This window comes from Streptomyces sp. MK7, assembly GCF_032658145.1.
GTDB lineage: Bacteria > Actinomycetota > Actinomycetes > Streptomycetales > Streptomycetaceae > Streptomyces > Streptomyces spiralis.
In genome coordinates, this window is sequence record NZ_JAVACL010000093.1 from 1 (window position 1) to 10,588 (window position 10,588).

The window sequence follows — 10,588 nt, forward strand, 5'->3', positions numbered from 1 at the left end:
TCGAGGCCACAACCCCCAGATGCGGTTGCAGTACTAGTCGCCTAGGCAGGCTGAGTTACCTGGCCGTCACGTTCCTTCCTCGGTTGGCTGGGCGAGGATCTCGCTGCACATCTCGACGCAGTCGGAGCAGATCCACACGTCGGGCCCGGCGACCAGACGGCGCTCCTCGCTACGGGCGTGTCCGCAGAAGGAGCAGCGGTCCGTCTGCTTCTTGCCGGGCCGGCCGCGGCGGGAGCGGCGGCCGAAGGGGGTGCGCGGGACGTTGATGTAGCAGTGCAGCAGCCGCTTGATGTCGGCGACGTCCACGCCGAGGTCGTTGAGGACGCGGCGGGCGCGGGAGCCGGGGTTGGTGGCGATGACGGCGAGCAGTTGCGGTGTGGTGACGGCGACGGGCGCGCAGGTGGGGGTGCGTTCGGTGGCCAGCTGCTCGGCTCCGGCCAGGGCGGCGTGGGCCTCGGCGGAGAAGACGGGGCGGCCTTCGTGTGCCGGGTTGATGGGGTAGTCGAAGAGGCGGTGGCTGGCGTCGCGGATCTTGTCGCGGCTGACGCCGAGCTGTTCGAGGGTGGCGGCGGCCACACCGTCGGTGAGCAGTCCCAGCAGGATGTGTTCGGTGCCCGCCTCGGCGAGATGATCGGCCTTGGCCGCGGCCAGCGCGGCGGCCAGGCCGGCCTCCAGGTCACGGCCGCGGATCAGTCCGACGGTCGTGGGGGTGTGGGCGACGCGGTCTGCGTACCGCTGGCGGGCGGCCTGGCGGGAGACGCCGAGGCGTTCGCCGATCACGGTCCAGGAGTAGCCGGCGTCGCGGGCCTGTCGCACGACCTGGTCGACGACCGCATCGGCCCGGCCGGACAAATCGCGGGTCAGGGCCAGGACGGCATCGAGCAGGTCGAGCGGGTCGTCGCTGGTGGCGCGGGCGTGGGCCGCTTCGATGAGCTGGTCCACGGTGGGCTCTGGACTCATGCTGACAACGGTAGGTTGTCACAACCGTGGTGACAATCCCTTGTTGTCACTTACTGGGGGCGTGCTGATGATCCGGCAGATGTCGTCTTCCGTGCAGGTGCTCGGGTCGGTGGCGGCCGCGCGGTCGGCCAGCGTGCGCAGGGCGGTGCGGGTGGCGCGCAGTTCGGCCATGCGCCGCTCGATGTCCGCGAGATGCTGCTCGATCAGGTCCGCGACGTGGACGCAGGGCGCCTTGCCGGAGTCGCGCACGGCCAGCACGGAGCGGATCTCCGCGAGGGTGAGCCCGGCCGCCTGCGCCTCGCGGATGAAGGCGAGCCGGTGCGCGGCCTGCGGCGGGTAGTCCCGGTAGCCGGCCGGGGTGCGCGGGGGTTCGGGCAGCAGCCCGGCCTGCTCGTAGAAGCGGATGGTCTTGGCCGTCAGCCCGCCGGCGGCCGCCAGTTCTCCGGTGCGCATGGGTTCGAGGCTACGCCTTGACCTTCCAGTGCACTGGAAGGTCTACCGTCGGGGACAGAGGCTGTGAGCTGGGAGGACGACATCATGCGGATCACCGTGCTGGCCGTGCCCGACTGCCCCAACGCCCCCGTGGTCGCCGAACGGCTCGCCCAGGCGCTCGGCGATCGCGACGCGGACGTGGACCGCATCGAGGTCAGCGATCCCGAGCAGGCCGCACGGCTCGGGATGACCGGATCGCCCACCGTGCTGATCGACGGGGCGGACCCCTTCGCCGTGCCGGGCGCGCCCGCCTCCCTGTCCTGCCGCCTGTACCGCGGGCCGGACGGCCGCGTCGAGGGGGCACCGAGCGTCGCCGACCTGCGCCGCGCACTGGCCGAGGCCGCCCCCGCCGGGGACTGCGACTGCCCGCCGATGGATGCGGCCGGCCGCAGCGGGCGGGGACGCCTCGCCCCGCAGGCCGGCGGACTGCGCGCGGTCCAGCAAGCCGTGCTCGGCCACTTCGCGGTCACCGGACACAGCCCCACAGCCGAGGATCTGCAGGCCGCGGCCGCCGCTCATGGCCGGATGGCCGCCGAGGTGGTCGCCGACCTGGCGGCCGACGACTTCCTTGCCCAGGATGACCACGGCCGCATCCGGGCGGCGTACCCGTTCTCCGCCGTACCCACCGCCCACCGCGTCGCCCTCGCGAGCGGGATCGAGGTCTTCGCGATGTGCGCGATCGACGCCCTCGGCATCCCGGACATGCTCGGCACGGACGCCGTGATCACCTCCACCGACCCCGTCACCGGCGAGACCATCACCGTCACCTCCACCGGCGGACATACGACCTGGCAGCCGCCCACCGCCGTGGTCTACATCGGCCAGCGCTCCTGCACCGGCCCGGCCGCCGACGTCGCCTGCGGCGCCCTGAACTTCTTCACCGACCGCGACACCGCCCAGAGTTGGGCCGAAGCGCACCCCGACTACACCGGCACGACGGTCGACCAGGCGCGCGCCGAGGAACTGGCGCGGTCCATCTTCCACCCCCTGCTCACGCCGGCACGGCCAGTCGACGGGCGAGGATGATGACCGCCATGCGCATCCGCATCGACGCCGACGACCTGCCCGGCCTCACCTGCCCGCCCGCCAGCAGCGACCCGGTGTACCGCAGCATTCACGTCGCCTTGCAACGCCGCGATCGCCCGACCGATCTCCTCGCTCCGCAGCCCGGCGACGCCGACTCCGTGACGTGGACCCTGGAGTGCACCACCATCCCGTCGCCGACCGGCACCGATGTGAGGGGTCCGTACGTGCAGGGCCGCCCGGGCCAGCGGTTCATCTACCTGTCCTGGGGCACCATCGACGAAGCCGGCGCGTTCACCATGTTCCGCCGCGCCAAGCTCATGCTCGACGCCGTCCCCGCCGACGTCCTCGACGCCGCCGCACGCGGCGGCCTGCTGGTCGGACGCCTCGGCCTCACCGATGCCCGGGGCGGACCGCTGTGCGCACGAGTGGTGCCGCCACAGATCGCCTGGACTGCCGAACGCACTGCCTAGCGTCGTTCAGAGCCGCCAGCGCGAGTCATACCGGGGGATACGGAACCGCTTCTTCACCTGACGCATCGCCCAGAGTGCCGAGGGTGTTCCTCTCTCCGAACCACCATGTCCGAGCACGGCCCGAAAACTAGCAGATACCGCCTCTGACCTGCTGGTTCACGATCTTTAGTTCAGTCAACGTGACCGTTCCTTGCCAGGTCCAGTCCGCCACGGAAGATCACTCGGTGCGGTTCCATCAGTACCACCTGGCTGACCAGGGTTCTCTGGGGCTGGAGATGTGGCGCGAGAGGGTTTGGGCAGCTCAGCGCCGGTGTCCGTGACCATAGCGGATGCAACAGCTGTGGGCTATGTGTCGGCTCGACGTTCATCATCACGAGCCGCGCGCCTTGGGCCGTGGCGATTGCTGCTGGCTACATCTGAAGGGGGTTCCCCGCCGCGAGGAAGACCGTGCAGGCCCTGGCGATCGCCACGGCCTGCACCGGCACTTCCACCGTCGAGCCGTCGTCGAACATCCCCGTCGCGGACTGCTCAGTTGCTGCTCGAACCTGCATTGGGAAGGGCTGTGCCGTTTCAGGCAGTATCAGGGTGTGAACAGCGCGAAGAAGGACGTTGTGGGTGCGGTCGGGCCCCGTCTGCGGGAGCTGCGTCGTCGGCGGGGGATCACGCTGGCTGAGCTTGGCCGACAGACCGGAATCAGCGAGAGCACGCTGTCTCGTCTGGAGAGCGGTAGTCGCAAGCCGACTTTGGAGCTGCTGCTGCCGCTGGCCGAGGTGTACGCGGTGCCCTTGGACTATCTCGTGGGGGCGCCCCGTACGGGAGACCCGCGCATTCATCTGCGTCCGGTGACCCGGGACGGCATGACGTTGGTGCCCCTGAGCGATCCCGGTGGCGTCCAGGCTTACAAGCTGCTCATTTCACCTGCGTCTCAGAGTGAGCCGGAGCTGCAGACCCACGACGGTTTTGAGTGGATCTATGTGCTCTCCGGGCGGCTCAGGCTGCTGCTGGGGGAGCAGAGCCTGAGCCTGAAGGCGGGCGAGGCCGCGGAGTTCGACACGCACGTGCCACACTGGATCGGCGCCGACGGCGACCAGGCAGTCGAACTCCTCATCCTGCTCGGACGCCAGGGAGAACGGGCCCACCTGCGGGTGCGCGCCACCTGATCCTTGCGGCGAGGGCGCGATGCTCAGCCCCTGAGGGAGTCCAGCCCGTGCACGCGGGCGCCCTGCACCCTCCGTGACACCTCGGCCTCCATCTCTGCGCTGAACGCGCCGCCCCCCTTGGCCGCGCGGGCAGCGGCTTCTGCGTCGGCCTTCAGCAGGTCCATGTGGATGGCGGCGGCTGCGGTGGTTCCGGCTGCTGCCGCGGCGGGAACTCCGGCCAGTACATCGCTGACGTTGCCCGCGGCCCACACGCCCGGCACGCCGGTGAACCCGGACGCATCCACCCGGACCTGCTCTCCCAGGCCCATCGGGTGTTCCTGCATCGTCACGCCCAGGTCCCGCAGGAAGCCGGCGCGGGCCAGGAACCGGGGTGCGACCACCAGTGCCTGGACCACCACCACCTTTCCTGATGCCAGCCGCACCCCCGCCAGCTGATCCTGGCCGTCGATCTCCAGCCCGGTGATCTCACCGTCGACCACGCCGACACCGAGAGCGGCCAACTGCTCCCACTGCTCGTCGGCCAGCTCCGTTCCGGTGTGCAGAAACAGCGTGACGTCCTTGGACATCTGGCGGAACAGCAGTGCCTGATGGAAGTTGCCGAGGACCCCAATGGCCTTGTCCCGGACTTCCCAGCCGTGGCAGTACACGCAGTGCAGCACGTCCCGCCCCCACCGTTCGGCCAGCCCCGGCACATCCGGTAGCGCATCGACCAGACCAGTGGTCACCAGCACTCTGCGGGCGCGTACGCGCTGCCCGCCCTCGGTGTCGACCCAGAAACCTGAACCGTCCTGGGAGATCCCCGCGACCTGCCCCGAAACGACACGACCGCCGTACGAGGCGACTTCCTCGCGCCCGAGCCGTAGCAGCTCCAGGGGAGAGATGCCCTCGCGGCCGAGCAGGCCATGAGCCCCCGCAGCCGGGGCGTTGCGGGGCTCGCCCTTGTCAATGACCAGGACCGACCGGCGCACCCGGGCCAGATTCAAAGCCCCGGACAGGCCGGCGGTCCCGCCTCCGACCACCACGACGTCCCAGGGCTGTCCACCATCTCGTATCAACTCGAAGTCGCTCATGCCCTCAGCGTGCGGCGGCGCCACGGATGCGACAAAGGTTCATGCCGTCCTGGCAAGAATCGCCGTATCCCGGCGACGGTGATGACCGCCGATCGGACGGATCTATCGGGCCGCACCGACGATCTTGCCAGTCCAGCAAGAGAAGTCGCCGCCTGCAGACACGTATGTGCAGGCTGCATTCAGACCGGCCCGGCGCACAACCGAAAGCCGGTGTCACCAGGACTCGGTTGTCTTCCCGCATTCGCCGGGAATCCCTCCGGCTTGAGCGGCATGTCGGTAGTCGAAATACTTGAGGAAGCAGCAAATGGAAAATCGCCACGTCGTGATCATTCCGATCGAGATCGACGAGGAGAAAGAAGCCTCATATCTCGCCGCATGGCAGGATGCCGCGGAGGTAATGGCGGCGCAGCCCGGTTTCCTCCGCACCTACATGTTCCGCACCATCGTCCCTGGAAGCAAATTCTCCCTGGTCAACGTGGCGGAATGGGAGTCCACCCGCCACTGGGAAGAAGCGATGAACGTCTGCCCGATGCTGGGACAGCAGATAGCCGTCGCCCACGCCTCGAACTACGAGGCAATCCGAACCGTCCTGCCCGCGCAGGAGTCCAGGCCCGACGAGGGCCACACGCCCGCCGGCCTGTCTCCTGCCGAGGCCCACCGCCGCGCCGAGGACGGGGAACTCACGCTGATCGACGTCCGTGAAGCGGACGAGTGGGCAGCGCGCCGCCCGGCCGGCGCCCTCCACGCCGCGCTCAGCACGTTTCCGGCATCGCTGCCGGACCTGCCTGACGGCCCGCTGGCCTTCGTCTGCCGCACGGGCAACCGCAGTGCGCAAGGCGGCGCGCAGGCGATCCGCACAGGCCGATCCTCCGTCTACAGCGTGACGGGCGGCCTTGAGGCGTGGGAAGCAGCGGGACTGCCGGTCGTCCTTCCCGAAAGCGAGAACGCGGCGAACAGCGGTGATCGCCCAGCAGTCGCGCGCAACAGCTGACCGCAGCAGCACCGACAGGTAGCCGCTGCATATCTCCGCCGACGTGAGGCCGGCGAGTCGCCGTCCGCTCGCAGTCTTCGGAAATTCGCCATCGCCAAACAGTTTCGTCGTGGTGCGATTTTCCGGAGCTGCGGCGGCGGCTTCGCGAGACGGAATTATCCGGGGTGCGCCATCCCGGAGAGGAGCCAACCATGTTCTTTGTTGAAACGTTGGAATTCGAGGGGCTGGGCAACCGCAGTTATCTGGCCGGGGCCCAAAGAGCGGCGGTCGCGATCGACCCGCCGCGCGACGTCGACCAGGTGATCGCCCTCGCCGCGCAGCGAGGAGTGCGCATCGCCTACGTGGCGGAGACGCATGTGCACAACGACTACGTGACCGGCGGGCTGGAACTGGCCCGCCTCACCGGAGCCCGCTACCTCGTCCCGGCCGACGCCCACGTCGCCTTCCCCCGCACCCCTGTCGCGGACGGAGACACGTCCGAGGTGGACGAGGCCCTGGTGCTGCGTGCGATAGCCACCCCGGGCCACACCCCGCACCACACCTCCTACGTCCTGGAGGAGGAGGGGCGAGCGGTGGCCGCCTTCACCGGCGGCTCGCTGCTGATCGGCTCCGTGGGACGCCCCGACCTGGTGGACCCGCGACTGACCGAGCAGCTCGCCCGCGCGCAGCACGCCTCCGTCCACCGGCTGGCGGCAACGCTCGACGACGAGGTGCCGGTCCTGCCCACCCACGGGTTCGGCAGTTTCTGCTCCTCCTCCCAGGCCGAGGGCGACGCGAGCACGATCGGCCAGGAACGCGCCGGCAACGACGCCTTCACCCTGGATGTCGACGACTTCGTGAAGCAGGTCCTGGCCGGGCTGGAGAACGTGCCCGCCTACTACACGCACATGGGCCCGGCCAACAGCGCCGGGCCCGCGCCCGTCGACCTGACTCCGCCCGAGCCCGCCGACGCCGCACAGATCGCCGAGCGGCTGGCGGCGGGTGAGTGGGTGGTGGATCTACGCAACCGGGTCGCCTTCGCCAACGGCCATGTGGCCGGATCCTTCAACTTCGAGGGCACCGGCAAGCTGGCCACCTACCTGGCCTGGCTGATCCCGTGGGGCAAGCCGGTCACCCTGCTCGGCGACACCCCGGGCCACATCGCCGACGCGCAGCGGGAGCTGACCCGGGTCGGCATCGACCGCCCGGCCGCCGCCGCAACCGGGGATCCAGCCACCTGGGTCCGTCACGGAGAACGGCTCGCCGCCTTCCCCCGCGCCAGCTTCGCCGACCTCGCCGACGCACACGAGCACGGCGAAAACCTGGTGGTGCTGGATGTGCGCCGGGACTCCGAACGTGCAAGCGGCTTCATCGAGGGCTCGACGCACATTCCGCTCCACGAGCTGCACGGCCGGGCCGGCGAGGTGCCGGACGGCACGGTGTGGGTGCACTGCGCCGGCGGGATGCGGGCGGCGATCGCAGCTTCCCTCCTGGAGGCGACCGGACGAGAGGTCGTCGCCGTCGATGACGGCTTCGATGCCGCCGCCGACACGGGCCTGAGCGTCACCCGGCCCTGACATCCCTCTTCCACCCGCACGAAGGCATGTGATGTTCCTCCTCTGCCACACTCCCGGCCACCTCCCCGGCCTCGAACAGGCCCACCCCCTCGACACTGGGGCCGCGCTGCGGGCGCTTCGCCGCAGCCGACGCAGCGGGCGAATAGCGTGACTGCCCTGATCTTGGCCTTGGCCGCCGGAGCCGTCGTGGGGCTGGTCCTCGGCGCGCTGGGGGGCGGTGGCAGCGTCCTGGCGGTACCCGCGCTGATCTACCTGCTCGGCTTCACCCCCGCCGCGGCCACCACCGCCGCTCTGATCATCGTCACCGCCACATCCCTGACCGCCCTGTACGCGCACGCCCGCAGCGGGCGGGTGCGGTGGAAGGCTGGAGCGGCCTTCGCGGCCGCCGGGATCCTCCCGGCGGCCGCCGCCGGAGCCGCCGCCGCCCACCTGCCCCAAAGCGCCCTCACCCTCGCCTTCGCCGCCATAGCCGCCCTCTCCGCCATCAAGATGCTTCGGCCTGCCGACACCGCCCGCCCCACCGACGGCGCTGTACGGCCGGGCAAGGCAGCAGGAGCTGGTGCCGCCCTGGGCGCGCTGACCGGCCTGCTGGGTGTGGGCGGCGGCTTCCTCGCCGTCCCCGCCCTGGTCACCGTCCTGGCCTTCGAGATGGACGCCGCGGTCGGCACTAGCCTGTTGGTCATCACGGTCAACTCCCTGGCTTCTCTGGCCACTCGCGCCGGCACCGCCGCCTCGCTCGACTGGGCGTTGATCGGCCCGTTTATCGCAGCCGCGATCCTGGGCGCCTGGGACGGCAAGCGTCTCGCCGCGAAGATCTCCACGCCCCGCCTGCAGCGCATCTTCGCCGTGGTCCTGCTGGCCGTGGCCGCCTTCATGCTCGCCGACGCCCTGATATGACGGCAACTCAAGCTCGGCGACTCTTTCTCAGGCGAGCCCGCATCCACCCGGTGTTCCCGGTCGCCGCCCCTCGGGGCCGGCAGGCACCGTCACCCGGTACGTTTCGCCTGCCCATCCGCCCCCGCCCGGCGTCCGCGTGCCGTTGTGCGTAGCAGTGCCGATACGCGTAGGGGAAGATACGGGCCTTGTCGAATGGCACGAGCTGCGTGAGCCTGGCGCCCGCCTCGACGGTGACGAGGGGCACGTGCAGGTCGGGAGCCGCCGCTGGCTGGTCGCTCAGACCACGGTGCCCTCGATCGCCGACGAGTCCGCGACCACGCCCGCCGAGGTCACCCGGGAAATCCTCGGGGGATCGGCGACGGCCGTCTCGATCAAGACGGCGCGCACCGGGTTCACCGTCTCTCAGCGCGTGCACCACCTGGCCGAGGGGCTTGGCATCGAGGCCGTCATCGGCAACCAGATCGACGGCCAGCTCGGCACCGCGTGCGCAGTCACGTTCGCGGCGGCCTACCGGCTGACGTCGCGCCGCGCCGGGGAGCTGTCCAACTTCCTCGACATGAGCGACGACCTGCTCGCCGAACCGCTCCAGATCCGTGACGGCCACCTGCGCGTGCCGTCCGGACCCGGTCTCGGCGTCGCGATAGACCCCGACAAGCTTGCCCGCTACCGCACCGACGGTCGGGCCTGGTCCACCACCGGTCCCCGTGGAGCCGAGAAAACCAAGCGACAGGAGAAGCACCATGACCTGTGAGGTTGCTACCGCCGCCGCCTCCGGCGCCAGCGCCACCGCGCGCTTCCAGAACGACAAGTCTCCCTACGAGGCGGTCAAGGACGTACCGAAGGAGCGCGTCGACAAGCTCGCGCGCCGCGTGCTCGAGGCCGTCCACGCCACCCTCCGCGAGGAGAACGTCACCTACGCCGAGTACAACGCTCTCAAGGCGTGGCTGATCCAGGTCGGGCTCGACGGCGAGTGGCCGCTCTTCCTCGACGTCTGGGTCGAGCACGTCGTCGAGGAGGTCGCCACCTCCGACCGCCAGGGCAACAAGGGCACCATCGAGGGCCCGTACTACGTCCCGAACTCGCCGGTGATCTCCGACGAGAAGGGCGTCGGCACCGTCCCGATGCGCGAGGGCGAGGGAGGCACGCCGCTCACCTGGACCGGCACCGTCACCGCGGTCGACGGCACCGCCCTGTCCGACGCGAAGATCGAGATCTGGCACGCCGACGACGACGGCTTCTACAGCCAGTTCGCCCCCAACCTGCCGGAGTGGAACCTGCGCGGCACGAACCACGTCGGCCCCGACGGCTCCTTCGAGATTCACACCGTCCAGCCCGCGCCGTACCAGATTCCGACCGACGGTGCCTGCGGTGCGCTCATCAGGGCGGCCGGGTGGCACGCCTGGCGCCCGGCCCACATCCACGTCAAGGTCTCCGCTCCGGGATACCAGCTGCTCACCGCGCAGCTCTACTTCCCCGGCGACGCCCACAACGACGACGACATCGCCTCGGCGGTGAAGCCGGAACTGCTGCTCGACCCGCAGCAGCAGGCCGACGGCTCGGCGACGGTGGCGTACTCCTTCGTCCTCGACCCGGAGGCCTGAGTGTTCTTCCATGTGCGGATGGACGTGCGGATCCCGCACGACCTCGACCCCAAGGTCCGGGCTGCGACCGTCGGCCGGGAGAAGGCGTACTCGCAGGAGCTGCAGCGGGCCGGGAAGTGGCCCCACATCTGGCGGATCGTCGGCGAGTACTCGAACTACTCGATCTTCGAGGTCGAGTCGGGCGACGAGCTCGACCAGATCCTGTCCGATCTGCCGCTGTTCCTCTACATGGACATCGCGGTGACGCCGCTGGCGACGCACCCGTCCGACATCCACGGATAGACGTCTGTCACCGCGGGGGGGGGCGGCCCGCCCCGGCCCCGCGGGCCGCCCCCCCCCCCCGCCCCCCCCCCCGCGGGGGCGCC

12 protein-coding genes and 1 pseudogene are annotated in these 10,588 nt (G+C 70.3%); 9 read left to right on the plus strand and 4 right to left on the minus strand.

The window, feature by feature from the left end; genetic code table 11:
- Window positions 1–66: 66 nt before the first annotated feature.
- Window positions 67–960 carry a ClpX C4-type zinc finger protein gene (locus R2S09_RS39410; protein WP_316746074.1) on the minus strand — a complete coding sequence of 298 codons (894 nt, stop codon included), beginning with the start codon at window positions 958–960 and terminating at the stop codon, window positions 67–69.
- A gap of 18 nt (window positions 961–978) precedes the next feature.
- Window positions 979–1,413: a heavy metal-responsive transcriptional regulator gene (locus tag R2S09_RS39415; RefSeq protein ID WP_316746076.1), complete on the minus strand. Its 435-nt coding sequence runs from the start codon at window positions 1,411–1,413 to the stop codon at window positions 979–981.
- Between the two features lie 63 nt (window positions 1,414–1,476).
- Between R2S09_RS39415 and merB the strand changes: the two genes are divergently transcribed.
- A complete protein-coding gene (gene merB / locus R2S09_RS39420; RefSeq protein WP_316746078.1) occupies window positions 1,477–2,478 on the plus strand; it encodes an organomercurial lyase in 1,002 nt (333 codons plus the stop codon).
- 8 nt (window positions 2,479–2,486) lie between these two features.
- Complete coding sequence (locus R2S09_RS39425) at window positions 2,487–2,948, plus strand: DUF5990 family protein (RefSeq protein WP_316746080.1); 462 nt, start codon at window positions 2,487–2,489, stop codon at window positions 2,946–2,948.
- Window positions 2,949–3,358: 410 nt separating this feature from the next.
- On the opposite strand, the gene R2S09_RS39430 is transcribed toward R2S09_RS39425, so the two are convergent.
- Window positions 3,359–3,499 (minus strand): hypothetical protein, encoded by a 141-nt coding sequence (locus tag R2S09_RS39430; RefSeq protein ID WP_306191442.1) that lies wholly within the window; start codon window positions 3,497–3,499, stop codon window positions 3,359–3,361.
- Between the two features lie 36 nt (window positions 3,500–3,535).
- Here R2S09_RS39430 and R2S09_RS39435 point away from each other — a divergent pair, with 36 nt between their 5' ends.
- Window positions 3,536–4,108, plus strand: coding sequence for an XRE family transcriptional regulator (locus R2S09_RS39435; protein WP_316746082.1), 573 nt, complete (start codon window positions 3,536–3,538; stop codon window positions 4,106–4,108).
- A 23-nt stretch (window positions 4,109–4,131) separates the two neighbouring features.
- Here R2S09_RS39435 and R2S09_RS39440 read toward each other — a convergent pair whose 3' ends face one another.
- Complete coding sequence (locus R2S09_RS39440; RefSeq protein WP_306191444.1) at window positions 4,132–5,178, minus strand: NAD(P)/FAD-dependent oxidoreductase; 1,047 nt, start codon at window positions 5,176–5,178, stop codon at window positions 4,132–4,134.
- Between the two features lie 304 nt (window positions 5,179–5,482).
- Here R2S09_RS39440 and R2S09_RS39445 point away from each other — a divergent pair, with 304 nt between their 5' ends.
- From R2S09_RS39445 to catC, 6 genes and pseudogenes are all read left to right on the plus strand, one after another.
- A complete protein-coding gene (locus tag R2S09_RS39445) occupies window positions 5,483–6,169 on the plus strand; it encodes a rhodanese-like domain-containing protein (protein ID WP_306191445.1) in 687 nt (228 codons plus the stop codon).
- Window positions 6,170–6,360: 191 nt separating this feature from the next.
- On the plus strand, window positions 6,361–7,725 hold the full coding sequence (locus R2S09_RS39450; RefSeq protein ID WP_306191446.1) for an MBL fold metallo-hydrolase: 1,365 nt from the start codon (window positions 6,361–6,363) through the stop codon (window positions 7,723–7,725).
- 147 nt (window positions 7,726–7,872) lie between these two features.
- Window positions 7,873–8,622, plus strand: a complete 750-nt coding sequence (locus R2S09_RS39455) for a sulfite exporter TauE/SafE family protein (protein ID WP_316746085.1) — start codon at window positions 7,873–7,875, stop codon at window positions 8,620–8,622.
- Window positions 8,623–8,881: 259 nt separating this feature from the next.
- A pseudogene (locus R2S09_RS39460) lies at window positions 8,882–9,298 on the plus strand (enolase C-terminal domain-like protein); the annotation flags it as partial.
- Between the two features lie 64 nt (window positions 9,299–9,362).
- Entirely contained in the window at window positions 9,363–10,223 is an 861-nt protein-coding gene (gene catA, locus R2S09_RS39465; protein WP_306191448.1) for a catechol 1,2-dioxygenase, read from the plus strand.
- Window positions 10,224–10,505: a muconolactone Delta-isomerase gene (gene catC, locus R2S09_RS39470; protein ID WP_316746087.1), complete on the plus strand. Its 282-nt coding sequence runs from the start codon at window positions 10,224–10,226 to the stop codon at window positions 10,503–10,505. It abuts the gene before it with no gap.
- Window positions 10,506–10,588: the final 83 nt, after the last annotated feature.

Coding starts and splice junctions, on each gene's coding strand:
- R2S09_RS39410 (WP_316746074.1), bottom strand. CDS start 960: ATGAGTCCAGAGCCCACCGTGGACCAGCTCATCGAAGCGGCCCACGCC.
- R2S09_RS39415 (WP_316746076.1), bottom strand. CDS start 1,413: ATGCGCACCGGAGAACTGGCGGCCGCCGGCGGGCTGACGGCCAAGACC.
- R2S09_RS39425 (WP_316746080.1), top strand. CDS start 2,487: ATGCGCATCCGCATCGACGCCGACGACCTGCCCGGCCTCACCTGCCCG.
- R2S09_RS39430 (WP_306191442.1), bottom strand. CDS start 3,499: ATGCAGGTTCGAGCAGCAACTGAGCAGTCCGCGACGGGGATGTTCGAC.
- R2S09_RS39440 (WP_306191444.1), bottom strand. CDS start 5,178: ATGAGCGACTTCGAGTTGATACGAGATGGTGGACAGCCCTGGGACGTC.
- R2S09_RS39445 (WP_306191445.1), top strand. CDS start 5,483: ATGGAAAATCGCCACGTCGTGATCATTCCGATCGAGATCGACGAGGAG.
- R2S09_RS39450 (WP_306191446.1), top strand. CDS start 6,361: ATGTTCTTTGTTGAAACGTTGGAATTCGAGGGGCTGGGCAACCGCAGT.
- catA (WP_306191448.1), top strand. CDS start 9,363: ATGACCTGTGAGGTTGCTACCGCCGCCGCCTCCGGCGCCAGCGCCACC.